This is a genomic window from Nocardia sp. NPDC057353, assembly GCF_042667085.1.
Classification (GTDB): domain Bacteria; phylum Actinomycetota; class Actinomycetes; order Mycobacteriales; family Mycobacteriaceae; genus Nocardia.
The window spans coordinates 1-22,758 of the sequence record NZ_JBHVAK010000016.1; the positions used below are offsets into that span (position 1 = coordinate 1).

23 protein-coding genes are annotated in these 22,758 nt (G+C 72.4%); 6 read left to right on the forward strand and 17 right to left on the reverse strand.

Features of this window, described 5'->3' with window-relative positions; all coding sequences use genetic code 11:
• Positions 1 to 22: 22 nt before the first annotated feature.
• The 7 genes from ACFUUZ_RS10655 to ACFUUZ_RS10685 all read right to left on the reverse strand — a co-directional run bounded on the left by ACFUUZ_RS10655 (position 23) and on the right by ACFUUZ_RS10685 (position 6,504).
• Complete coding sequence (locus ACFUUZ_RS10655; RefSeq protein ID WP_378694714.1) at positions 23 to 616, reverse strand: TetR/AcrR family transcriptional regulator; 594 nt, start codon at positions 614 to 616, stop codon at positions 23 to 25.
• 26 nt (positions 617 to 642) lie between these two features.
• Positions 643 to 1,413 carry an SDR family NAD(P)-dependent oxidoreductase gene (locus ACFUUZ_RS10660; RefSeq protein WP_378694716.1) on the reverse strand — a complete coding sequence of 257 codons (771 nt, stop codon included), beginning with the start codon at positions 1,411 to 1,413 and terminating at the stop codon, positions 643 to 645.
• A 19-nt stretch (positions 1,414 to 1,432) separates the two neighbouring features.
• Positions 1,433 to 2,605, reverse strand: a complete 1,173-nt coding sequence (locus tag ACFUUZ_RS10665; RefSeq protein ID WP_378694718.1) for a thiolase family protein — start codon at positions 2,603 to 2,605, stop codon at positions 1,433 to 1,435.
• 86 nt (positions 2,606 to 2,691) lie between these two features.
• Positions 2,692 to 3,921: an NAD(P)/FAD-dependent oxidoreductase gene (locus ACFUUZ_RS10670; RefSeq protein WP_378694720.1), complete on the reverse strand. Its 1,230-nt coding sequence runs from the start codon at positions 3,919 to 3,921 to the stop codon at positions 2,692 to 2,694.
• The gene (locus tag ACFUUZ_RS10675) at positions 3,918 to 4,100 is read right to left on the reverse strand and encodes a rubredoxin (RefSeq protein WP_378694722.1); all 183 of its coding nucleotides are present in this window, start codon (positions 4,098 to 4,100) and stop codon (positions 3,918 to 3,920) included. The genes ACFUUZ_RS10670 and ACFUUZ_RS10675 overlap by 4 nt, the downstream gene beginning before the upstream one ends.
• A complete protein-coding gene (locus ACFUUZ_RS10680) occupies positions 4,097 to 4,945 on the reverse strand; it encodes a mycofactocin-coupled SDR family oxidoreductase (RefSeq protein ID WP_378694724.1) in 849 nt (282 codons plus the stop codon). Before ACFUUZ_RS10680 ends, ACFUUZ_RS10675 begins: the two co-directional genes overlap by 4 nt.
• A 17-nt stretch (positions 4,946 to 4,962) precedes the next feature.
• Entirely contained in the window at positions 4,963 to 6,504 is a 1,542-nt protein-coding gene (locus ACFUUZ_RS10685; RefSeq protein ID WP_378694726.1) for an aldehyde dehydrogenase family protein, read from the reverse strand.
• A 100-nt stretch (positions 6,505 to 6,604) separates the two neighbouring features.
• On the opposite strand from ACFUUZ_RS10685, the gene ACFUUZ_RS10690 reads away from it, so the two are divergent.
• Genes ACFUUZ_RS10690 through ACFUUZ_RS10705 form a run of 4 tightly spaced genes read left to right on the forward strand, consistent with a single transcriptional unit; the run spans position 6,605 to position 10,723 of the window.
• Entirely contained in the window at positions 6,605 to 7,825 is a 1,221-nt protein-coding gene (locus tag ACFUUZ_RS10690; RefSeq protein WP_378694728.1) for a CaiB/BaiF CoA transferase family protein, read from the forward strand.
• Between the two features lie 10 nt (positions 7,826 to 7,835).
• Positions 7,836 to 8,864, forward strand: coding sequence for an NAD-dependent epimerase/dehydratase family protein (locus ACFUUZ_RS10695; RefSeq protein WP_378694730.1), 1,029 nt, complete (start codon positions 7,836 to 7,838; stop codon positions 8,862 to 8,864).
• 54 nt (positions 8,865 to 8,918) lie between these two features.
• Positions 8,919 to 10,427 (forward strand): class I adenylate-forming enzyme family protein, encoded by a 1,509-nt coding sequence (locus tag ACFUUZ_RS10700; RefSeq protein ID WP_378694732.1) that lies wholly within the window; start codon positions 8,919 to 8,921, stop codon positions 10,425 to 10,427.
• Positions 10,424 to 10,723: a hypothetical protein gene (locus tag ACFUUZ_RS10705; protein ID WP_378694734.1), complete on the forward strand. Its 300-nt coding sequence runs from the start codon at positions 10,424 to 10,426 to the stop codon at positions 10,721 to 10,723. Before ACFUUZ_RS10700 ends, ACFUUZ_RS10705 begins: the two co-directional genes overlap by 4 nt.
• Here the strand turns inward: ACFUUZ_RS10705 and ACFUUZ_RS10710 are convergent.
• Entirely contained in the window at positions 10,720 to 11,301 is a 582-nt protein-coding gene (locus ACFUUZ_RS10710; RefSeq protein ID WP_378694736.1) for a TetR/AcrR family transcriptional regulator, read from the reverse strand. The two genes, ACFUUZ_RS10705 and ACFUUZ_RS10710, sit on opposite strands and share 4 nt — an antisense overlap.
• A 64-nt stretch (positions 11,302 to 11,365) precedes the next feature.
• On the opposite strand from ACFUUZ_RS10710, the gene ACFUUZ_RS10715 reads away from it, so the two are divergent.
• Positions 11,366 to 11,749, forward strand: a complete 384-nt coding sequence (locus tag ACFUUZ_RS10715; protein WP_378694739.1) for a DUF6463 family protein — start codon at positions 11,366 to 11,368, stop codon at positions 11,747 to 11,749.
• Here ACFUUZ_RS10715 and ACFUUZ_RS10720 read toward each other — a convergent pair whose 3' ends face one another.
• Genes ACFUUZ_RS10720 through ACFUUZ_RS10760 form a run of 9 tightly spaced genes read right to left on the reverse strand, consistent with a single transcriptional unit; the run spans position 11,750 to position 21,517 of the window.
• The gene (locus tag ACFUUZ_RS10720; RefSeq protein ID WP_378694924.1) at positions 11,750 to 12,361 is read right to left on the reverse strand and encodes a cysteine hydrolase; all 612 of its coding nucleotides are present in this window, start codon (positions 12,359 to 12,361) and stop codon (positions 11,750 to 11,752) included.
• 5 nt (positions 12,362 to 12,366) lie between these two features.
• Positions 12,367 to 13,368 carry an aromatic ring-hydroxylating dioxygenase subunit alpha gene (locus ACFUUZ_RS10725; protein ID WP_378694741.1) on the reverse strand — a complete coding sequence of 334 codons (1,002 nt, stop codon included), beginning with the start codon at positions 13,366 to 13,368 and terminating at the stop codon, positions 12,367 to 12,369.
• Complete coding sequence (locus tag ACFUUZ_RS10730; protein ID WP_378694743.1) at positions 13,365 to 14,276, reverse strand: TIGR03619 family F420-dependent LLM class oxidoreductase; 912 nt, start codon at positions 14,274 to 14,276, stop codon at positions 13,365 to 13,367. Before ACFUUZ_RS10730 ends, ACFUUZ_RS10725 begins: the two co-directional genes overlap by 4 nt.
• On the reverse strand, positions 14,273 to 15,148 hold the full coding sequence (locus tag ACFUUZ_RS10735; RefSeq protein WP_378694745.1) for an alpha/beta hydrolase: 876 nt from the start codon (positions 15,146 to 15,148) through the stop codon (positions 14,273 to 14,275). Before ACFUUZ_RS10735 ends, ACFUUZ_RS10730 begins: the two co-directional genes overlap by 4 nt.
• A complete protein-coding gene (locus tag ACFUUZ_RS10740) occupies positions 15,145 to 16,806 on the reverse strand; it encodes an OB-fold domain-containing protein (RefSeq protein ID WP_378694747.1) in 1,662 nt (553 codons plus the stop codon). Before ACFUUZ_RS10740 ends, ACFUUZ_RS10735 begins: the two co-directional genes overlap by 4 nt.
• Positions 16,806 to 17,987, reverse strand: coding sequence for an acyl-CoA dehydrogenase family protein (locus ACFUUZ_RS10745; protein WP_378694749.1), 1,182 nt, complete (start codon positions 17,985 to 17,987; stop codon positions 16,806 to 16,808). The genes ACFUUZ_RS10740 and ACFUUZ_RS10745 overlap by 1 nt, the downstream gene beginning before the upstream one ends.
• A gap of 12 nt (positions 17,988 to 17,999) precedes the next feature.
• The gene (locus ACFUUZ_RS10750; protein WP_378694751.1) at positions 18,000 to 19,049 is read right to left on the reverse strand and encodes an acyl-CoA dehydrogenase family protein; all 1,050 of its coding nucleotides are present in this window, start codon (positions 19,047 to 19,049) and stop codon (positions 18,000 to 18,002) included.
• Complete coding sequence (locus tag ACFUUZ_RS10755; RefSeq protein ID WP_378694753.1) at positions 19,046 to 19,888, reverse strand: amidohydrolase family protein; 843 nt, start codon at positions 19,886 to 19,888, stop codon at positions 19,046 to 19,048. The genes ACFUUZ_RS10750 and ACFUUZ_RS10755 overlap by 4 nt, the downstream gene beginning before the upstream one ends.
• A 3-nt stretch (positions 19,889 to 19,891) precedes the next feature.
• Entirely contained in the window at positions 19,892 to 21,517 is a 1,626-nt protein-coding gene (locus ACFUUZ_RS10760; RefSeq protein ID WP_378694755.1) for an AMP-binding protein, read from the reverse strand.
• An 86-nt stretch (positions 21,518 to 21,603) separates the two neighbouring features.
• Between ACFUUZ_RS10760 and ACFUUZ_RS10765 the strand changes: the two genes are divergently transcribed.
• Positions 21,604 to 22,731, forward strand: a complete 1,128-nt coding sequence (locus ACFUUZ_RS10765) for an NDMA-dependent alcohol dehydrogenase (RefSeq protein ID WP_378694757.1) — start codon at positions 21,604 to 21,606, stop codon at positions 22,729 to 22,731.
• Positions 22,732 to 22,758 lie beyond the last annotated feature (27 nt).

Genomic DNA, 22,758 nt, shown 5'->3' on the forward strand with positions numbered 1-22,758 from the left:
GTCCACCGGACCGGGGCCGCTCTCATGTGGCACCGGGACTGCCGCGCGCGGTGAGGAAGTCGTCGACGATGTGGGCGCACTGCTCGGGCCCGGTTCCGCCGAAGCCGACCAGCTTGGCGAAGACGATGGGGCCGAAGAGCTGGGCCAGGGCGACGTCGGGGTCGCACCCTGCCAGCGCCCGCTTGCCGTCGGCGCTGCCGAGCAGCTCGTCGAAGGGTTTCCGGTACTGCTCGATGATCCGGTTGCGCAGCGAACCGGCCTCCTCGGACCCGTCGCCGGAGATGGCGACCCAGGTGAGCGCCGCGAGGTGCAGCGGAACCGTGTCGATCACCTCGGCCTGCCGCCGGACCAGGTCGAGCAGCCGGTCGCGCAGGGTGCCGGTGGCGGGCGCGGGGGCCACCACCGGCGCCAGCAATTGGCCGAGCGCGGCGGCCTGCAGCTCCTTGATGCTGTGGAAGTGCCGGTAGACGGTGGTGCGGGCGACCCGCGAGGACCGGGTCACGGCCTCCACCGTGACCGCGTGCACCCCACCTGTTTCCACCAGCGCGGTGGCGGCGGCCAGCAGCCGCGCCCGGGATCGCGAGCGGCGCGGATCGCCCACCTCGTCGGGTGCCATCGCCACCTCCGCGCCGCTCGAGTCCGCTACTTCGGCTGGAACCGCTGCCCGCCGTCGATCCGGATCACCTCACCGTTGATGTACGGATTCTCCAACAGGTGCTGGGCCAGGAAAGCGTACTCGTCCGGCTTGCCGAGCCGCTTCGGGAAGGGAACGGTGGCCGCGAACTTGGCCAGCCCCTCCTCACCGATCAGCTCCATGATCGGGGTGTGCATGGTGCCGGGGGCGATGCTGTTGACCCGGATCTTGGTCGCGCTCAGGTCCCTGGCACCGGTCAGGGTCAGCCCGATCACCGCACCCTTGGCCGCGGAGTAGGCGGCCTGGCCGATCTGGCCCTCATACCCGGCGATGGAGCTGGTCATGACGATCGCTCCACGCTCATCGCGCTCGTCCAGCTCCTGGGTCGCGATCTTCGCCGCGACCAGCCGCAGCACATTGAACGTGCCGGTCAGGTACAGCGCGATGGTGTCGGTGAACCCCTTGAGCGTGTGCGGGGAGCCGTCGCGGTTGACGACCTTCTCCAGCACGCCGAAGCCGCCGTGCGCGATCACCGAGTAGCGCAGCGTGCCCAGCTCGCCCGCCGCGGCGATGGCCGCTTGGACGGACTCCTCGTCCAGGACGTCGGTGCGGACGTAGACGGCCCGTTCACCGAGCTCGTCGGCGAGCAGCTTGGCCTTGTCATCGGCGACATCGGCGATGACGACCGCGGCACCCGCGGCGTGCAGGCGCCGCACGGTGGCCGCACCCAGCCCCCCGGCGCCGCCGGTGACCAGGGCAACCGTTCCTTCGAAAGACACTGTGTTTCCTCTCGTTCGATCAGACTTCGATGAGGACGGCGCCACCCTGGCCACCGCCCGCGCACATGGCCGCGACGCCGATGCCGCCGCCGCGGCGGCGCAGCTCGTGGACCAGCGTGGTGATCATCCGGGCGCCGGAGGCCGCGATCGGGTGGCCGAGGCTGCACCCGCTGCCGGAGAAGTTCACCAGCTCCTCGTCGATGCCGTGCTCGCGCACCGCGGCGATGGGGACCGAGGCGAAGGCCTCGTTGATCTCCCACAGCGCGACGTCCGACGGCTTCAGCCCGGCCCGGTCGAGCAGCTTGCCGATGACCCGCACGGCTCCGAAGCCGGTCTCGGCCGGGGTCACCGCGGCATTGGCCCAGGCACGGACCCGCGCCAGCACCGCGAGGTTCTCCGCCTCGGCGTAGTCGCGGGCGGTGAGCGCCACCGCCGCGGCGGCGTCGTTGATGCCGCTGCTGTTGCCCGCGGTGACCGAGAAGCCCTCGATCTCCGGGTGCAGCACCTTCAGCTGGGCGAGCCTCTCCACGGTGGTGTCCCGGCGGGGATGCTCGTCCACGGTGAAGTCGAGGACGCTGCCGTCCGGCTGCTCGACCTTCAGCGGCACGATCTCGTCGACGAACTTCCCCGCGTCGATCGCGGCGATGGCGCGCTGGTGCGAGCGGGCCGCCCACGCGTCCTGCTCCTCCCGCGAGATCCCGGCCAGCCGCGCGGTGTTCCAGCCCACGGTGATAGCCATGTCCAGGGTCGGGGCATCCGGGGTCGCGGGGTGCGAGGGCGGCATCCAGCCGTCCTGGAAGTCGGCGGTGCCGGGGATGCGCCACCGGGAGACCGGGTTGGTGGAGAGCGACTGCACGCCGCCCGCGACGATCACCCGCTCCATGCCGGTGCCGATGTGCGCCGCGCCGTTGGCGATGGCGGTCAGGCTACCCGCGCAGTGCCGGTTCACCGCCTGCCCCGGCACCGAGGTCAGCCCGGAGGCGACCGCGGCGTAGCGGGCCAGATCGCCGCCGCCGTAGTGCGATTCGGCGAAGATCACGTCGTCAACGGCCTCCGGGTCGAGCCCGGCGCGGCGGATCACCTCGGGCAGGATGGTGGTCGCCAGCGTCTCGCTGGGCACGTTCACCAGCGTTCCCTTGAACGACCGTCCGATCGCGGTCCGCGCCGCTCCGACGATGACGGGCTCGGCCATATCTCTCAACCCCTGGTTTGTCGGGCCGCGCCACGGGGGCGCGGTTCGTTGTCGTAATGCCAATAGTATGTCATGCGGTAATGGAATCAGGCGGCCGCGGCCGCCACCGAAACGAGGTCGATCGGGCCTGTGAGCAGGGCACGGGACAACCCGGCGCCGGTCCCGATCAGGGTTCGCGCGGCGCGCAGTTCGCGCGGTCGGCCCGCCGCGACCGCGCCGACGAGCCGGTCCCCGGCGAGCGTCAGCGCGAGGAAGGCATCCGCGCCGGGGTCGCCGTCGACGATCAGCTCGGCGCCCGCACCCGGCCTGCCCGCCGCCTGCACGGTGCGCCCGTACTGGGTGGTCCAGCACCACGGCACCTCGCGGTACGGGGCGGCCTCGCCCAGGATGGCCGCCGCCGCGGCGGCGCCGTGCGACTGGGCGTGGTTCCAGTGCTCGACCCGGACGTGCCCGACGTGCACCGGATCCGGGAAGCGGGCGACATCGCCCGCGGCGTAGACGCCCGGTACTGAGGTGCGGCAGAACTCGTCCACCACGATTCCGTCCTCGACGCGCAGCCCCGCCGCGCGGGCCTGCTCGTCGTTCGGGGTCATGCCGACCGCCACCACGACGGCGTCGGCGATCCACTCGCGGCCGTCGGCCGAGCACAGCCGGGTGCAGCCGGAGACGGTGTCCGCCCCCGTCACCGCGACGCCGGTGTGCACCGCGACCCCGCGTGCGCGGTGCACCTGCTCCAGCGCGGCCGAGACCGGCGGCGGGAACACCCGGTCGAGCAGCCGCGGCCCCGCCTCCAGAATCGTCACCCGCGCACCGCCCGCCTGCGCCGAGGCGGCCACCTCGGTGCCGATCAGGCCGCCGCCGACCACCGCCACCTCGACCCCGGGCCGGGCCAGTACGTCGCGCAGCGCCACGGCGTCGTGCCGATCCCGCAGTGTGAAGGCGCCCGGGATGGGCACGCCGAGCGTCCGAGGCCTGCCACCGGTAGCGAGGAGCAGTGCGTCGTAACCGAGTTCGGTGCCGTCGTCGAGCGCCACCCGCGCCGCGTCCGGGTCGATCGCCTCGACCCGGACGCCGGTGCGCAGATCGATGCGTAGCTCCGGCCACGCCGTGGCCGGGCGCAGCAGCGCCTTCTCCGCCGGGAACGAGGCCGCGAGCAGCTCCTTGGAGACCATCGGCCGCCGGTAGGGCGGCGCCGGATCGGCGCCGAGCAGCACGATCTCGCCCGCGAAGCCGCGCTTGCGCAGGGTCTCGGCGGCGGTGGCGCCTGCGATGCCGGTGCCCGCGATGACGACCCGCCCGGTGGCCGGGACGGTCACCGGGCGACCTCCACCATCTCGAAGTCGGCCTTGGCGGCGCCGCAGTCCGGGCAGCTCCAGTCCGCGGGGATGTCGTCCCAGCGGGTGCCGGGCTCGATGCCGTCCTCCGGCCAGCCCAGCGCCTCGTCGTACTCGAAGTTGCAGACCAGGCAGCGAAACAGCTTGTACGCCGTCGTCACGCTTTCCACGGCTTGGCCTTCACGTAGCCGCCCGCGTCCACCCGCAGCTGGCTGCCGGTGATGTAGCGGGACTCGTCCGAGGCGAGGAAGACCACCAGGTTCGAGACGTCCTGCGGGGAGATGTAGGGCACCGGCATCGCCTGCATGGCGCCGAAGGAGCGCTCGGCGTCCTCGCGGGTGGGGCTCTCCAGGTCGGGGCGGAAGATCCGGTACATGCCCTCGTTGTGCAGCATGTCGGTGTCGACATTGGTGGGGTGCACCGCGTTCACCCGGATCGAGCGCTTCGCCAGCTGGATCGAGAGGTCGTTGACGTAGTGCGCGACGACCTGCTTGGCGAAGCTGTACGCCGAGCCGCCGGGGCCCTGCTTGGTCGAGCTGCCCAGCTGGGCGGCGAGCGAGCCGGTGGCGACCACCGAGCCGCCGTCGTTCAGGTGCGGCAGGCTCGCCTGCACCACGTTGAAGACCCCGACCAGGTCGGTGTCGATGGTGTCGGACCAGGACTGGATGGTCTGGCCCCTGCCGAGCGGGGCGATGCCCGCGTTGGCGACCACGATGTCGAGCCCGCCCAGCGCCGCGACGCCCTCCTCGATCGCGCTCCAGACGGCGCCGCGCTCGCGCACGTCGACCACCGCCGACCAGGCGGGGACGCCCTCCTTCTCGACCAGCCGGACCGTCTCCTCCAGGTCCTCGGGCCGCGCCAGCGGATAGGTGTTGCCCGCCAGGTCCGCGCAGATGTCGAGCGCGATGATGCTCGCGCCCGCCGCCGCCAGGTTCACCGCGTGCGAGCGGCCCTGGCCGCGGGCCGCGCCGGAGATCACCGCGACCTTGCCTTCGAGTCGTGCCACCGATTTCGCCTTCCTGTTCACCGCGGCCGGGGGCTGCGGGTGCCGATCGTCTTGGTCTCCAGGTACTGCTGGAAGCCCTCCAGCCCGCACTGCCTGCCGAGCCCGCTCTGCTTCACTCCGCCGAAGGGGGCGTCGGCGCCGTAGAACATGCCGCCGTTGACCCCGATCGCGCCGGTGCGGACCCGCCGTGCCACCGCCATCCCGCGCTCGGGCGAGCTGGACAGCACCGCACCGGCGAGGCCGTAGTCGCTGTCGTTGGCCAGCCGGACCGCGTCGTCGTCGCCGTCGTGCGGGATGACCACCAGCACCGGGCCGAAGATCTCGTCGCGGGCGATCGGCAGGGTGTTGTCGGCGCAGGCGAAGACCGCGGGGCGCACGAAGAAGCCGTCGCGCAGGTGCGGGGCGAGGTCGTCGGGGACGCCGCCGCCGGTGACCAGCCGGGCGCCGTCGCGGACTCCGCGCTCGACGGCGTCCAGCACCCGGCGCTGCTGCACGGCGCTGATCAGCGGGCCGACCAGGGTGTCGGGCAACGCGGGGTCGGCGGGCGGCACGGCGGCGTAGGCGGCGGCGACCTGGGCGGTGATCTCGTCGGCGAGATGCCGCGGCACCAGCATGCGGCTGGTGGCGGCGCAGGCCTGGCCCGCGTGCACGCACACCCCGATCGCGCTGCGGATGGCCGCCATCGGGTCGGCGTCGTCCAGCACGATGAGCGCGGACTTGCCGCCGAGCTCGAGGAAGGTGCGCTTCATGGTGTCGGCGGCGGTGCGCACGAGGTGCTTGCCGACCGCGGTGGAGCCGGTGAACGAGATCAGGTCCACGCGCGGGTCGGTGGCCAGCAGCCCGGCCACGTCGTTGCTCGGGGTGGTGACCACATTGAGCACGCCCGGCGGGAAGTCGGTGCGCTCGGCGACGAGCCTGCCGAGCCTGGTCGCATTCCACGGGGTGTGCGGGTCCGGCTTGAGAACGACGGTGTTGCCCGCGGCCAGGGCGGGGCCGATCTTGTTCAGCACCACCTCGACCGGGAAGTTCGAGGGGCAGATGGCGGCGACCACGCCGACCGGCTCCTGCACCACCGTGCGCACATTGCGCTCGCCGAACAGCCCGCCACCGGGAAGCACCCGCTCCCAGCCGAATTCGTCGATGAGCCGCAGCGGGTAGCGCAGCGCCTCGGCCAGTGGCCAGTCCACCTGCGCATTGCTGAGCGTCATGGCCGGGCAGCCCGCCTCGGCGATCAGCTCCTCGCCGACTTCGGCCTTCTCGCTCTCCAGCGCGGCCTGCAGCTGCTCGAGGCAGCGCTTGCGCAGCGCGCGGTTCACCGGCCAGTCCGTCTCGTCGAACGCGCGCCGCGCCGCGCCGATCGCCCGGTCCATGTCGGCGGCGGTCGCGGCGGCGGTGCCGCCGAGCAGCTGCCCGGTCGCGGGGGCGATGTTGTCGAACTCCGCGCCGTCCGCGGCCGCCCGCAGCTCGCCGTCGATCAGCATCCTGCGTTCGGCCCGCGCCGCGGCGCGCGCCGCGACCTCGATGACCGGGGCGGTCCGTGCTCCGAGAACGTCGCTCACAAGCCCTCCAGTTGGTCCCGACAACGGTATCGGGTGAGTAACTGTAACTCTTACCGTATAGTACTTCAAGATGATCGACCGGACGTGGGAAGGAGCGGCGATGTCAGGACTGCTCGACGGTGTGCAGGTGGTGGAGCTGGCCTCGTGGACGTATGTCCCGAGCGCGGGGGCGGCACTGGCCGACTGGGGCGCGCAGGTGATCAAGATCGAGGACACCAGGGGCGGTGATCCCTGCCGCTACCTCACCATCGGCGGCCTCGACCCGGCCACCGCCAGGGTGCGCGCGAGCGTGATGATGGAGATCGGCAACCACGGCAAGCGCAGCATCGGCGTCGACATCAAGTCCGCCGAGGGCAGGCGGATCTTCGGCGAGCTCATCGCCCGCGCCGATGTCTTCCTCACCAACTGGCTGCCCGCGCCGCTGGAGCGCGCCGGGCTGACGGTGGAGCAGATCCGCGAGTTCAACCCGACGGTGATCATCGCGCGGGGCAGCGGGCAGGGCAGCCGCGGGCCGGAGAAGGACCGCGGGGGCTTCGACGCCGCGAGCTACCTGGCCAGGGGCGGCGTCGCGCACGCGCTCACCGTGGCCGACCAGGAGTTCCCGGTCACCCAGACCCCGGCCTTCGGTGACCTGCAGGGCGGTATCACGCTGGCGGGCGGCATCACCGCCGCGCTGTTCCACCGGGAGCGCACCGGGCACGCCCCGATCGTGGACAGTTCGCTGCTGGCGCAGGGCATGTGGGCGGTGGCCCCCGACATCGCCGCCGCTGACTACTTCGGCATCGACCGCATCCCGGTCGGTAAGGCGGGCACCGCCCCCAACCCCGCGGTGAACCGCTACCGCACCCGCGACGGCCGCTGGATCCAGCTGGTCCTGCTGCAGGCGGACCGCTTCTGGCCCGGCTTCTGCGCCCGCATCGGCCGCCCCGACCTCGGCACCGACGAGCGCTTCGTCCCGCTGGCGAACCTGGTCGCCAACCAGGACGTCGCCACCGCCGAGCTGCGCCGCACCTTCGCCGAGCGCGACCTCGCCGACTGGCAGCAGGCGCTCGCCGACGAGCCGGGCGTGTGGGCCACCATCGCCACCCCCCGCGAGGTGCTCGACGACCCCCAGGCCCAGGCCAACGGCTACTTCCTGACCCTGACCGACGACGCGGGCGAGCAGTTCCGCACGGTGGCCGCACCGGTCCAGTTCGACGAGACACCGCCCGCGCCCACCCGCGCCCCCGAGTACGGCCAGCACACCGAGGAGATCCTGCTCGAGCTCGGCATGGACTGGGATCAGATCATCGCCGCCAAGGAATCCGGCGCCGTTCTCTAGGAGCAGATCGATGGATCCCCTCACCACCGCGCCGGTGCTGGTCATGGGTGCCAGCGGGTTTCTCGGGTCGCACGTCGCCAGGCAGCTCGTCGCCCGCGGCGACCGGGTGCGGGTGCTGCTGCGCGAGACCAGCCCCACCCGCGGGATCGATGATCTGGATGTCGAGCGGCACTATGGGGACATTTTCGACGAAGCAGCCGTTCGTGCCGCCATGTCCGGGTGCGAAGTCGTCTACTACTGTGTCGTGGACACCCGCGCATGGCTGCGCGACCCGGCGCCGCTGTTCCGCACCAATGTCGACGGGCTGCGCGGTGTGCTGCGGATCGCTGCCGAGACGCGGCTGCGGCGCTTCGTGTTCACCAGCACCATCGGCACGGTCGGGCTCGGTGACGGGCCCGCTCCCGCAACCGAGGACACGCCGTTCGACTGGGCGGAGGCCGGGGGCGCCTACATCAGGTCGCGGCGCGAAGCCGAGGAGCTCGTGTTGCGGCACAGCCGTGAGCACGGGCTGCCCGCGGTCGCGATGTGCGTCGCAAATACCTACGGCACCGGCGACTGGCAACCGACCCCGCACGGCTCCCTCGTCGCGCTCGCGGCGCTGGGGCGGATGCCTGTGTACTTCCGCGGTGTCGCGTCCGAGGTCGTCGATGTCGAGGACGCCGCTCGCGCCCTGCTGCTGGCCGGGGAGCACGGGCGGCCGGGCGAGCGCTACATCGTCTCCGAACGCTTCGTGTCCCAGCGGGAGATCTACCGCATCGCGGCCGGAGCCGGGAACGTGCCCGCACCGCGCTTCGGCATCGCGCTGCTCGTCCTGGTGGCGGTGGGCCGGATGGCCTCGATCATCGGGCGGCTGTTGCGCCGCGACATCGTCCTGAACGCGACCGCGGTGAACCTGCTCAGGCACACCGGCCCGCTCGACCACGGGAAGGCCGTGCGCGAGCTCGGCTGGCGGCCCGGTTCCGCCGCGCAGGCCATCGAGCGCGCCGCCCGCTTCGCCGTCGAGCGCAGGCGGCGGCGCGACCGCGTATCCCATCCCTGACATTCGGAGGACAGTCACCATGCATCTCGCCCTTCCCCGCCGAGCGGCGTCGCGATGAGCGTGTCGCTACTGCTCGACATGGCAGTCTCCGGCGATCCGGACCGCGTAGCCGTCAGTGCCGACGGTGCGTCGGTCACCGTTGCCGAATTGGACGCCATGGCGGATCGGGCGGCCGGGTTCCTGCTGGAGTCCCGGGTGCGCCACGTCGCCTACGTGGGCACCGGCGGACTCGCGCTCCCCCTGCTGCTCTTCGCGAGCGCCCGCGCCGGGCTCTCGTTCACGCCGCTGAACTACCGGCTCGGCGCCGCGGCGCTGCACGAACTCGTCGACCGGCTGCCCGCGCCGCTGGTGGTGGCCGACCGCGAGTACGCCGAGGTGATGCGGGGCGCCGGTCACCAGGTGGTGGACACCGCGCTGTTCCTGGCCACCGCCAGGGCGCACGCCGCACCTCCCGAGCCGGTCTTCCCCGACCCGGACGACGTCGCGGTGGTGCTCTTCACCTCGGGCACGACCGCGCAGCCGAAAGCGGTCGAGCTGACCCACGCCAACCTCAACGAATACGTCACCGGCACCGTTGATTTCGGCTCCGCAGCAGCGGAGGACGCGGTGCTCGTCTGCGTTCCGCCGTACCACATCGCGGGCGTCGGGGCCGCGCTGTCGAACCTGTACGCGGGCCGGAAGATCGTCTATCTGCGCCGGTTCGACGCCCGCGACTGGGTCCGGCTGGTCCACACGGAGAAGGTCACCAACGCCACCGTGGTCCCGACCATGCTGGACCGGATCGTCACCGAGCTCACCGAGCACCCGGTCGAGCTGCCGTCCCTGCACACCCTCGCCTACGGCGGCGCGAAGGCACCGCTCCCCCTGGTGCGCCGGACCATGGCGCTGCTGCCGTCGGTCGGCCTGGTCAATGCCTATGGGCTGACCGAGACCAGCTCCACCATCGCCGTCCTCACCCCGGACGACCACCGGATCGCCGCGGCGGCGGCCGACCCCGCTGTCGCCCGGCGGCTCGGCTCGGTCGGGCGCGCGGTGCCCGGTGTGGAACTCCAGGTCCGCGACGAGTCGGGGGCCGTGCTCGGCCCCGGCGCCACCGGCGAGTTGTTCGTCCGCGGCCCTCAAGTGTCCGGCAACTACACCGGCATCGGCTCGGCGCTCGACGCCGAGGGCTGGTTCCCCACCCGCGATCTCGCCGAGCTCGACGCGGACGGCTACCTGTTCCTCGGCGGCCGCTCCGACGACACCATCATCCGCGGCGGCGAGAACATCGCCCCCGCCGAGCTCGAGGACGTGCTGGTCGAGCACCCCGCGGTGCGCGAGGTCGCCGTCGTCGGCGTGCCCGACCCCGAGTGGGGTCAGATCATCCTCGCCGTCGTCGTCCCGGCGGACGGCGCGGTCGCCGACCCGGAGGCCCTGCGCGCCCACGTCCGCGCCGCCCTGCGCGGCTCCAGAACCCCCGACCGCGTCGTCTTCCGCGACGAGCTGCCGGTCACCCCGACCGGCAAGATCCTGCGCCGCGACCTGGTCGCGGAGTTCACCGCCATCGACAAGGAGACAGTGTGATCAGGAACGGCACCCGCCTGGCCAGCCAGGTGTGCGAAACCCAGGTGATCGTGGTCAAGTCCACCGCCGCGCTCGAGAGCCTGACCTGCGGTGGGGCGCCGCTGGTCCCGCTCGGCGCCGAGCAGGCGGGTGCCGTGCTCGACCCCGACTTCGCCGAGGGCACGGTGCTCGGCAAGCGCTACGCCCACGAGAGCGGCGCCGAGCTGCTCGTCACCCGGGCGGGCGCGGGCAGCCTCGCCGTCGCCGGGATCCCGCTGGGGCTCAAGCAGGCCGCCCAGCTGCCCTCGAGCGACTAGCGCAGGACGGCGAGCACCCCCGCGACCACCGTGTCGACCAGCTTCCGCACCTCCTCGGGCGCACCGCCGAGCACGAAGAGCCAGACGAAGAGCGGTCCGACCACCAGGGCGTGCAGCACGAGTGGGTCGGGCGCGGCGGCGAGCTCGCCGCGCGCGACCGCCCGGCCGAGCACCTCCTCGAGCACGGCGCGCTGTCGGGCGAGGAACACCTCGGAGAAGCGGGTCGCGAGCCCGGAGGAGCCGTAGAGGTCGGCGAGCAACCCCGTGTAGACGCCGGGCGGCGCGGCGGCCAGCTGCTCGGCGAGGGTGCGGCAGACCGCGGTGAGGTCGGCGGCGAGCGAGCCGCGGTCCGCCGGTGGTTCGCCGTTCGCGCCGTGGATGGCGACGGTGTAGATCAGCTCCTGCTTGGTGGGGAAGCGGCGGTAGATCGCCGCCTTCCCCACCCCGGCCCGCGCCGCGACGGCGTCGACCGTGAAACCGGTGTACCCGCGCTCGGCCAGCAGCTCGCGCGCCGCCCGGGCGATGGCCCGGTCGACCTGCTCGTCGCGCGGCCGCCCGCCTTGCTTGCCTTCGCTCACTCCCCTAGTATACGGAACTACGAGTTTCGGAACTTATAGTTCCGTATCTGGATGGGAGACCGACATGATCACCTGGGCAGGCCGCCTCCTCCTGCTCCTCGGCGCCGCGCATCTGGTGGCCGGGTTCGCGCTCACCACCCCCCGACACAGCGGCGACTGGTTCTCCGGCGCGCTGTGGGGTGCGGGCGGTGACATCATCGACATGAGCCCGGCGAACAGCGCCTTCTGGCTCACCGCAGGCAGTTTCGGGGTACCGCTCGTACTGATCGGCGGGCTCGTGCTGTGGCTGGATCGCCGCGACATCGTCCCGCCCCTGTTCCTCGCCGCCGGGTTGGGCATCTGGTCGGCGTTCGCGGCGATCGTCTTCGAACCCGCGCCCTGGCCCGTCGTCTGGGTCGCCGTCGGGCTGCTGGTGGCGGGGGCCCGGCGCCGTGAGCTGATCCGGTGACTACCGCGACCAGACCTCGAGCAGTTCGGCGGTGGTGGTGACGGTGGTGAGCAGGGTGAGGGAGTTGGCGATGACGGCGGCGCCGTACTCGGCGGGCACCCCGGCCACGGCGTCGCGGGGCAGCACGACGTCGTAGGCGCGGTTCACCGCGTCCATGACCAGGTTCGGGATCGCCACGTTCAGGGAGACGCCGGTGACGACGAGGGTGCGGATGCCGAGGTTGCGCAGGGTGGCATCCAGGTCGGTGCCGCCCATCGGGCCGAGCCCGTGGCGGCGGGTCGAGACCAGATCTTCGGGCTCCGGGCCGAACTCGGGGAGCAGCGCGGCGCCGGGGCTGCCCGGGGTCACCGCGACGCCGCGCCGCCCGAGGGCGAAGAGCGCGGCGTTGCGGTTGGAGCCGCGGCCGTCGGCGCGGCGCTCGACCAGGCAGTGCACCACGGTGACCCCGGCCGCGCGGGCCACCGGGAGCAGCGCGGCGATGTTCGGCAGCGCCTCGGCGCGGGCGGCCGCGGCGAGCGCGGGCAGCCCGGCGGCCGGGCCGACGACGGCACCCTGGAGTTCCTGGGTGATCAGCGCGGTCCGGCCGGGGGCGACGAGCTCGGCGGGCAGCAGCCTGCTCACACCTGAGCCTCGGCGGGGACGTCGTAGAACTGCGTCGCCCACTTACGCAGCGACATGTACGGTTTCGCGTCGGCCGGGGAGAGCGCGGGGTGCTCGACGTACTTCTGGTAGCGCCAGATGCTCAGGTCGTCCCAGACCGTGACGAGGAACTGCCGCTCCACCTTGGCCTGCACCTCCGGTGGCGGTACGTCGCCGTCGTCACCGGGCAGCTTGGGCCACCAGATGGAGTAGAAGAGGTCGGAGCTCTCGTCGTCCACGGGCGTGGAGGCGAAGATGAGCCGGTGGTTGGACGAGCCCTCGAAGGCGCTGATCGAGCCGCCGAGGCCGAACATCTGCGCGTGGATGCGCAGCGCCATGGCGTCCGGGTCCTCGCTGCGCACGTCGGGCCAGCCGGTGAGGAAGTTCCAGGTGTGGCCCTCCTCGGTCCATTCGAGCATCTTCGGGGTCACCGTCGCACGGTGCACGTAGCGGAAGTGCGCGCTGTCGGGGCCGTTCTCCAGCACGACCTGCGGGTGTACCGGCTCGCGCTCGGCCTTGCGGGAGAACTCCGGGTAGGGCCGGTAGAAGGAGTCCGGGTCCCTGGCGAGATCCGGGAAGAGCCCGAGGATGTCCGGCATCTCCCAGCTCGGCGGCGCGCCGTCGGGGTGGTGCCACATGAACACGCACCCGTTCTGCTCGTTCACCGGGTAGACGCGCAGCTTGAGTCCGCGGTTGACCCGGTTCTCCCCCGGGATGTGCTTGTTGCGGCCGTCCGGGCCCCAGCGCCAGCCGTGGAACGGGCACTCGATGCAGTCGCCGACGACCTTGCCGCCGTGCCCGAGGTGCGCGCCCAGGTGGCGGCAGTGCCCGGTGAGCACGTGCACCTGCCCGTCCTCGTCGCGGTACCCGACGAGGTCCTCGCCGAAGTAGCGCAGGGGGCGGGTCTCCCCCTGCTGGAACTCGGCCGACCAGCCGATCATGAACCAGCCGGTGACCTTCCAGGTGAACGGAACCTTCACGATGTTCTCCAGTCGTCGAGGAATGTTTCGCCGAAGCGGTCGAGGAATGCCGCGGTCGCCGCCGGGGCGCTGCCGTCGGCGTGCACCACCGCGGAGGTGGCGCCGCGTTTCGCGAGATCCGCGAGCACTGCGCGGGCCTCGGCAACACTCGCGGGGTCGTCGAAGCGGAAGTGCGGGCATACCACCTGGATCGTCACCGAGTCCGGGTCGCGCCCCGCCCGCTCCAGGTCGCGCCGCAGGCGATCGACCGCGGTCCCGAACTGTTCGGGAGTCTCGAGCGCGGTGGTGCGCATGGCGGCGGCCATGCGCGCCGCGGCGATGATCGGCATCCAGCCGTCGCCGTGCACGACCACCCGGCGTCGGGCCGCGGCGCCGTTGCCGCCGATCCAGATCGGAGGATACGGGCGCTGCACCGGCCGCTGTGACCACATCTCGCCGGGTGCGCCGCCCACCGGGGTCGCGGGGTCGGTCCAGATCGAGCGCAGCGCGCCGAGCGCCTCGTCGAAGAGGGCGGCGCGCCGCTCGTGGTCGACCCCGAGCGCGGCGAACTCGGCGCGCAGATACCCGGCCCCGACCCCGGCGATCAACCGGCCGCCGGAGACGATGTCCAGGCTGCCGAGCGCCTTCGCCGACAGGTACGGGTTGCGGAACGGCAGCACGTACAGGTTGGTCAGCAGCCGCAGCCGGGTGGTCACCCCGGCCACGAAGCCGAGCGCCGCGATCGGGTCGAGGGTCTCGTGCCCGCCCGCGCCGCGCCACTTGGCCGAGGGGGCCGGGTGTTCGCTCAGCGCGAGCGCGTCGAAGCCGACCGCCTCGGCGCGCTCGGCGACCTCGCGGATCACCTCGGGGCGCAGGAAGTCGATCGGGGCGATCGGCTGCTCGCTCGGGTATTCCAGCACGTACTTCACGCGCCGCGCTCCTTCTCGTCCGGCGTGGACTCCGCCGCCACCGCGCATTCCTCGGCGAAAGCGAGCACGCCGAGGTGGTAGGCGGTGGCGCCATGCCCCGCGCTGAGGTTGTGCCCGGCGTCGGCCTGGTGGTTGACCGCGAACCGCGGTGCGCCGGAGAAGATTCCGCGCACCTCGTCGAGCGCCTCGTCGTCGCAGCGCCACACCGATTCGTGCTCGGCGCAGGTGAAGCGCACCGGGACCCGGATATCGGAGGCGAGCGCCCGGAAGTCGTCGGGCCAGTCCACCGCGACATCGGCCTCGTAGCCGGGCGCCTTGTCGGCAATCGGCCTGCCGCCGAACAACTCCGGCGGATACACCCTGGCGGGCTGCCACAGCAGGTCGCGAATGCCCGCGCGGTCCTGCTCCCGGACCAGGGCGGCGATCCGCTGGATGGCGCGCTCCTGCCGGACCAGCCCGGTCCCGGCGAGTTCGAGCCCGAGCAGCGCGTCGCCGCGCTCGTCGGCGGCCATGCGGACCGCGAGATCGCACCCGGCAGAGTGCCCGATCAGGAAGACGCCCGCACCGCGGCTGCGGGCACCCAGAAGGGCGTCGACGGTGCGGTACATCGCGTCCACCCGCCGCCGCGGCGACCGGAACTCGGCCTCGGCAACGGCGGAGGCGCCGTAGCCGGGGCGGTCCGGCGCCAGCACGGTGAAGCCGAGCGCGGCGCCGGTGCGCAGCAGCGAGGAGCGCGGATGGCCGGGTAGGTCGTAGTAGCGCGCATTGGCGGCGCCGCCGTGCACGGCGACCAGCACCGCGCGCGGCTCGTCGACCTCCGCGCACAGCGCCGACACGGGGATCCCGTCGACCTCGACGGTGCGGGCCCTCACCGGTCGGCCCGCAGCAACAGCACCCCGCTGGGGGTGAGCCCGCCGCTGGAGACCACCGCGACCGAGGCGTCGGCGACCTGCCGCGCCCCGCCGTCGCCGCGCAGCTGCACGATCGCCTCGTGCAGCAACCCCATGCCGTGCGTGCGGCCGTGCGAGAGCTGGCCGCCGTGCGTGTTCAGCGGCAGCACGCCGTCGAGGGCGATGTTCTTCCCGTCCCGCAGGAAATCCTTGGCCTCGCCGATTCCGCAGAAGCCGAGCGCCTCGATCCAGGACAGGCAGTTGAAGGTGAAGCCGTCGTAGAGCTGGGCGACATCGACGTCGGCCGGGCGCAGGTCGGTGCGGGTCCACAGATGCGCGGCCTGGCCGATGACCTGGGGCTCGTGGGTGAGTGTGCTCTGGTCCCACTCCAGCCGCTCGATGATCTGGGTGCCGACGGCCTCCACCAGGACCGGCGGGCGGGCCAGGTCGGCGGCGGCGTCCCTGGCCGAGACGACGACGGCAACGGCCGCGTCGCACGGGACGTCGCAGTCGTAGAGCCCGAACGGGGTGGTGATCGGGCGAGCGTCCAGGTAGTCGTCCATGGTGAGCAGGTCGCGGTAGACGGCGTCCGGGTTCAGTGCGGCGTTGGCGCGCTGGTTGAGCGCGATCCGGCCGAGGGTTTCCCGGTCGGTGCCGTAGCGGTGGAAGTGCCGCTGCGCGTTCTGCGCCAGGGTGTGCGCGGCCGAGGTGGCGCCGAACGGGACCAGCCAGCTGTCGGTGCGGCCGCCGGGCGGGGCAAGCCTGCCGGTGCGCACCAGCTCGCCGTAGGTGGACTCCCAGATGGTGCGGAAGCACAGCACATGCCTGGCCAGCCCGCTCGCCACCGCGAGCATGGCGGCGATGACCGAGCCGCCGGGCCCGAAGGTCTCCGGCCCGCCGCTGTGCCAGGTCGGCCGCAGCCCCAGCGCGGATTCCACCGCGGTGACCCCGCCCTCGCCGAACGGGCCGAGGTTGGGGCCGGGATAGGTCGAGAGGCCGTCGATGTCGTCGAGCAGCAACCCGGCGTCGGCCACCGCCTCCCGGCAGGCCCGCAGCGTGAGCGCCAGCGGGTCGGCCATGGTGCGCCGGCCCGGGGGTGTCGCGCCGATCCCCGTGATCGCGACCTTGTCCTCGAACTTCGCGGTGCTCGCGGGACGGCGGACGTACCGGGCGACGGTGTCAGCGGTGACCTCGTCCTCGGGCAGCGGCGCGGGCAGCGCGGGCGGCGGCGCCGGACGGAAGAGCGGCAGCCAGACATCGTCGTGCTGCTCGAACACCACCTCCATCGCCATGCCGAGGTGCAGCTTGTCCGGGTCGCACTGCACGGCGTTGGTGGTCAGCCGCACCCGCGCGTCCTCGGTCAGCGCCACCTGCGCCACCACGTAGGGGGCGGGCAGGCCGGGCAGCGCGAAGCGGTGGTTGACGGTGAACCCGATCAGGGTGGCCGCGCCGGACACCGCGCGTACGCCCATGTCCGCGCCCCGGCAGTACCGGCACACCGGCTGCGGCGGGTGGATGAGCGAGGTGCATGACCGGCACTCCTGCACTCGCAGCCGCCCGTCCGCTCCCGAGGTCCAGAAGAACTCGTTCTGCGGGGTCAGCAGCGGGAGCGGGCGGCGCGGCGCTTCGTTCTCCGGCATCAGCTCGCGGCCACCGGCTTCTTCGGCGGCGCGTAGGCGGGCCTGCCGAGGCCGAGCACGTGCTGGGCGATCATATTGCGGAACACCTCGAGCGTGCCGCCGTAGATGCCGCACAGCGGCGCCCACCGGTACAGGTAGCCCGCGGCGCCCTCGTCGGCGGCGCCATCGGCTCCTGCGGGCAGCGCCGCCGCCGGGCCGAGCACATCCATGAGGTCGGGTGAGATGTCGCGCATGGTCTGGGCCAGCGCGACCCGGCCGAACATGTGCGGCGCGCTCAGCGCGGCTTCGAGTTTCGCGAAGCTGCGGCCCAGCCGCACCGCCGCCGACGGGTCGTCGGCGACCCGGTCGGCGGCGAGCCCGGCGACCCGGTCGACGGTGGTCGCCATGGTGGAGCCCTGGTGGGTCATGATCGAGACGTCCTGCAGCCCGTCGTTGGCCGCGTCGACCACGCCGTGCTCCTCGTTGAGCGGGCCGAGCAGCACCGCCCAGCCGTCGTTGACCTCGCCGAGGCGGTAGCGGTCGTGCACGCGCACGTCGCTGTAGTAGACGATGTTGGTGCGGTCGCCGTCGACGGTGCGCAGCCCCTGGATCTCGATGCCGGGGGTGTCCAGCGGCACCAGGAACATGGTGAGGCTCTTGTGTTTGCGCGCCGCGGGGTCGGTGTTGGTGATCAGGAAGACGTAGCGGGAGTTGTGCGCGCCGGTGGTGAACATCTTGGAGCCGTTGATGATCCAGTGGTCACCGTCGCGCACCGCGCGGGTCTTGCAGGTGGCGACGTCGGAGCCGCCCTCGGGCTCGGTGTAGCCGAGGCAGAGCCGGACGGTGCCGTCGAGCACGCCGGGCAGCACCTCGTCCTGGAGCTCCTTCGAGCCGTGCCGCAGCACCGAGGGCACCACGATCTTGGTCGTCCCCCAGGTCACCCACGGCACCTCGGCGCGGCGCTTCTCCAGGTCCCAGAGCCGCTCGCGCAGCCGGTTCAGCTCCGGCCCGCCCTCCTGGTGCAGCTCGGCGGCGAGCCAGCCTGCGGCGGCCATGGCCAGGTGCACGCCCTCGTCGAAGTTGTCGCCGGTCTCCCGGTCGCGGCGGCGCACCTCGTCGGTGACGTGCTCGTCCAGGAAGGCGCGGACCTCGGCCTGGAAGGCGGTGTCCTCGTCGGACAGCTCCACGCGTGAGAAATCCATGTCTGCGTTCTCCTATGCGGAAAGGGCGGCGGCTTCGCGCCGGGCGACGGTCTCGGCGAGCTCGCGGGCGTGCTGGGCGGGATCCCCGCCCGCCAGTGCCCAGCCGCGCGCCCGCACCAGGTAGGCCGCCGACGCCGCCTCGGCCGACACGCCGAGACCGCCCTGCACCTGCACGGCCATGGTCGCCGCGGCAGGCGCCTCGCCAGTGATGAAGACGAAGGCCGCGGCGGGCAGCTCCGGCTGGTGCTCCGGCTCGTGGTCGAGGAACCAGGCGGCGCGGCGATTCAGGTTGCGGCCCGCGTTCACCGCGACGGCGATATTCGCCAGCGGGTGCGAGATGGCCTGGAGGGTGCCGATGGGGACGCCGAGCGTGTAGCGGGTGGTCGCGAATTCGGCGGCGATGCGCAGGGTTTCGTCGAGCAGCCCGACCAGCGCGGCGGCGGAGAGGACCCGCCACTCGTCGAGCGCGCGCCGGTACCCGGCCACCGCGTCCGGGCCGCTCGCCAGCACCGTGGCGGAGTCGGCGGTGCCCGCGGCCACCCAGGCCATCGGCAGCTTGCCGATGTTCTCCACCCGGGCGGGCGGGCTGTCGAAGGTCAGCCGGACCACGTCCTCGCCGTCGAGCAGGACGACCTCGTCGGCGACCGCCCCGGCGGGGATCAGCCGAGGGCCGGGCCGCGCGGCCGGGTCCGGGTTCAGCGCGACGATCCGCCTGCCCTGCACGGTGTCGTCCGGCAGCTGCCCGAACCGGGCCAGCAGCCGGGCCGCGACGACGTGCTCGATCCACGGCACCGGCGCGAGCACCCGGCCCAGCTCCTCGGCGACCAGGGTGAGCTCGACCAGCCCCGCCCCGTCGCCGCCCGCCGACTCCGGCAGCGCCATGCGGGTCGCCCCGGTGCCGCAGAGCTGCTCCCACAGGCTCTTGTCGAACCCGGTGCCCTCGGCCGCGCGGACCGTCTCGATCGGGCAGCGGGTGCGGAAGAACTTGGCGTAAACGGCCTGCAGTTCGGCCTGGTCCTCGGAGAGGCTGTAGTCCTGCCTGCGCAGTTCGTAGCGGTTCATCCGTGCTCCTTGGTGGTGCTCTCGCCGAAGAAGAAGTCCTGCGCGTTGGCGTAGAGGTAGTTGTCGAGGACGTCGGCGGGCAGGTCGAGCGCGAGCGCCTCCGGGACAACGCGGCGCAGCGGGAGCACCGGCCAGTCCGAACCGAACATGACCTTCTGCTTGCCCCGGGTCCGCATGAAGTGGATCAGGCTCTCCGGCAGCCGCTTCGGCGACCACGCGGAGGTCATGAGCCGCAGGTTCTGGTACTTGATGAGCAGCCGGATCGCCACGTCCCACCACGGGTCGGCGCCGTGGATCATGCACAGCTTCAGCTCGGGGAAGCGCACGCAGACCATGTCGAGGTAGATCGGGTTCTGCACCTCGCCCGGAATCGGCGGGCCCGGGATGCCGGTGTTCATGCAGAGCGGCAGCCCCAGCTCCGAGCACTTGTAGTAGAGCGGGTAGTAGACCGCGTCGCTGGGCGGGTACCTGCCCTCGCCCCAGAAGCTCGCGCCGACGGCGGTGTAGGCGACCGGCAGGTCGCGGGTGAGCGCGGTGAGCTCGCGCAGCGAGGCCACCGGGCGCAGCAGGTCGACACCGTTGATGGCCAGCGCGAACCGCTCGGGCCGCGCCTCCACGAACTTCAGCGCGGTCGCCGACGGCTTGCGCATGTTGTACATGAGGATCGCCTTCTCGACGCCCTGCTCGTCCATCTCCTCGATCAGCTCGTCCAGCTCCGGCTGGGCGAACATGGACTTCGGGCCCTTGAAGTAGTCGTCACGGACCTTCAGCATCCAGTCCGGCTGCTGCTCGACCTCGCCGAAGTGCACATTGGCGAGGCCATCGATGACTCTGGTCACGGATCAGGCTCCGATTTCTCGTGCGGCGGACACCAGGGCCTGCTCGGCCGCCCACCGGTAGTCGGGTTTGCCGTTGCCGAGGCGCCGCACCGCGGGCACGGCGAGGAAATCCTTGGGAATCTTGTAGTTCGCCAGCTTCTCCCGGCACGCGGCGCGCAGCTCGGCCACCGGGATCGCACCGGATTCGGTGCAGACCAGCGCGACGACCTCGCTCCCCCAGCGCGGGCTCGGCCGGCCCACCACCAGCGCGTCGGCGATGCCGGGGCAGGCGCGCAGCACCTCCTCGACCTCCTCGACGAAGACCTTCTCGCCGCCGGTATTGATCACCAGCGAGTCCCGGCCGAGCAGCCGGAGCGTGCCGTCGGCGTCCACGGTCACCCGGTCGCCCGGCACCGCCATCCGCTTGCCGTCGATCTCGGGGAAGGTGCGCAGCGTGGCCTCGGGGTCGTCGAAGTACCCGAGCGGCACCCGCCCGACCCGCACCGCCCAGCCGACCTCGCTCTCCCCCGGCTCCAGGAAGCGGGAGCGGTCGGCGGAGATGGCGGTGCCGCCCGGCATCGGCGAGAAGGTCTCGACCGGGTTGTCCTTGCTGCTGCGCCCGAAGCCCATGCCGCCGGTCTCCGAGGAGCCGTAGCCCTCCATGATCATGATGTGCGGGAGCAGCTCCAGCAGCGCGCGCTTGTACACCGGGTTGGTGGCGGCGCCGCCGGTGCCGATGCCGAAGAGCCCGGAGAGGTCGTAGGAGCGCTCGCGCAGCGCGGCGACCAGGGGTGCGGCGTAGGCGTCGCCGACCATGGTGAGCAGCGCGGCCCGCTCCCGCTCCGCGGTCTCCAGCGCGAGTGCGGCGTCGAAGCGGTTGCGGTCGTCGTAGAGCACGATGGTCTGGCCGGCCAGCAGCCCGGCGCAGGCGGTGAAGATGCCCGCCGCGTGTGAGAGCGGGGACATGGCGAACCAGGACTGGCCGGTGGCGCGGGCGAAACCGTGGAGCACGTCGATGGACTCGTGGTCGGCGCCGTTCATGGAGGAGACGTACAGGTCGGCCTGCCGCCAGAGCACACCCTTGGGCCTGCCGGTGGTGCCGCCCGTACACAACATCGCCACGTCGTCGGGGGATGTCTCGATGACCCGGTCCGGGTCGCCGCTGCGCACCGCCTCCTCGAAGGCGACGGCGCCGGGCAGCTGCGGTGCGCCGCTGCCGTCCTCGACCTCGACGAGCAGCAGCTCGGCGAGGTCCGGCACCGCCTCGGCCAGCACCGGCCCGAAGGCCCGGTGGTAGACGATCGCGCTCGGCCGCAGGTAGGCGAGCAGCTCACCGACCTCGTGCGGGGTGTAGCTGGGGTTGACGTTGACCGGGACGGTGCGCGCCTTGAGGCAGCCGATCATCGCGTCCAGGTAGAGGTCGTTGCGCATGAGCAGCGCGACCCGGTCCTGGCCGCACTCCCAGCGCTCCAGGTCGGCGCGCTCGGTGTGCAGGCCGAGCCCGCGGTCGGCGAGGAAGTTCGCGAGCCTGCGGGTGCGCTCGGCGGATTCGGCGAAGGTGCTGCGGCGCTCGCCGCACACCGTCATCGTCCGCTCCGGCACCGCCGACGCCACGGCGTCGAGCACCGTGCCGATGGTCCATTCGGTCACTGCATTCCTCCACGAAGATCCCGGCTGACGCTGTTACTGTATACCTATCGGTAAGGGTTCACACAAGGTTCGGGACGGTAACTCGGATGAAAACCAAAGGCGCTGTGCTCTGGGGGCTCGACACGTCGTGGTCGGTGGAGGAGATCGAGATCGGGGAGCCGCGGGCCGGTGAGGTCGCGGTGCGGATGGAGACGGCCGGGCTCTGCCGGGCCGACCACAACCTGGTCACCGGCGCGATCCCGATGAGCGCCTTCCCCGTGCTCGGCGGGCACGAGGGCGCGGGCGTCGTCACCGAGGTGGGGGCCGGGGTCTCCGACCTGGCCGTCGGTGACCACGTCGTCACCTCGTTCCTGCCGTCCTGCGGGCGCTGCCCGTCCTGCCAGGCGGGGGTGCACAACCTCTGCGACCTGGGCGCCGGGCTGCTCGCGGGCACCTCGGTCACCGATCGGAGCTTCCGGGTGCACGCCCGCGGCCGCCCGGTGCACCCCATGTCGCTGGTCGGCACCTTCGCCCCGTACGCGGTCGTGCACCGTGCCTCGGTCGTGAAGATCGACCCGTCCATTCCCTTCGACATCGCCTGCCTGGCCGGCTGCCAGATCACCACCGGCTACGGCTCGGCCGTGCACACCGCCAGGATCGCGCCCGGCGAGGACGTGACGATCATCGGCCTCGGCGGAGTCGGGGCCTCGGCACTGCAGGGCGCCGTGCTCTCCGGGGCGCGGCAGATCTTCGTCGTCGAGCCGGCGCGGTGGAAGCGGGACCGGGCGGTGAAGTTCGGCGCCACCGAGGTCTACCCCGATATCGGGTCGGCGACGGAGGGGATCGCCGAGCGCACCGGGGGCCGCATGTGCCAAAAGGTCGTCGTCACCACCGGACGCTACGACGGCCACGAGCTGGACGACTGGCTCCGCATCACCGCCCGGGCCGGCACCTGCGTGCTCACCGCCCGCGCCGACGTGATGACCGCCGACCTGAAGCTCGACCTGTCGCTGGTGCCGCTGCTGCAGAAGAACCTGCAGGGCAGCCTCTACGGCGGCGGCGACCCGCACCACGACATCCCCGAGGTGCTCGCGCTGCACAAGCTCGGGGATATCGACCTCGCGGAGACGCCGGTCCGGGAGTACCGGCTGGAGCAGATCAACGACGCCTACGCCGAGCTGCTCGGCGGGCACGACCTGCGCGGCATCATCCGCTACACCGACGCCGACCGCTGAACGAGCAGTGGCCGGTGGCACCCCCGC

Coding starts and splice junctions, on each gene's coding strand:
- ACFUUZ_RS10655 (WP_378694714.1), bottom strand. CDS start 616: ATGGCACCCGACGAGGTGGGCGATCCGCGCCGCTCGCGATCCCGGGCG.
- ACFUUZ_RS10665 (WP_378694718.1), bottom strand. CDS start 2,605: ATGGCCGAGCCCGTCATCGTCGGAGCGGCGCGGACCGCGATCGGACGG.
- ACFUUZ_RS10690 (WP_378694728.1), top strand. CDS start 6,605: ATGTCAGGACTGCTCGACGGTGTGCAGGTGGTGGAGCTGGCCTCGTGG.
- ACFUUZ_RS10695 (WP_378694730.1), top strand. CDS start 7,836: ATGGATCCCCTCACCACCGCGCCGGTGCTGGTCATGGGTGCCAGCGGG.
- ACFUUZ_RS10700 (WP_378694732.1), top strand. CDS start 8,919: ATGAGCGTGTCGCTACTGCTCGACATGGCAGTCTCCGGCGATCCGGAC.
- ACFUUZ_RS10715 (WP_378694739.1), top strand. CDS start 11,366: ATGATCACCTGGGCAGGCCGCCTCCTCCTGCTCCTCGGCGCCGCGCAT.
- ACFUUZ_RS10740 (WP_378694747.1), bottom strand. CDS start 16,806: ATGCCGGAGAACGAAGCGCCGCGCCGCCCGCTCCCGCTGCTGACCCCG.
- ACFUUZ_RS10745 (WP_378694749.1), bottom strand. CDS start 17,987: ATGGATTTCTCACGCGTGGAGCTGTCCGACGAGGACACCGCCTTCCAG.
- ACFUUZ_RS10750 (WP_378694751.1), bottom strand. CDS start 19,049: ATGAACCGCTACGAACTGCGCAGGCAGGACTACAGCCTCTCCGAGGAC.
- ACFUUZ_RS10765 (WP_378694757.1), top strand. CDS start 21,604: ATGAAAACCAAAGGCGCTGTGCTCTGGGGGCTCGACACGTCGTGGTCG.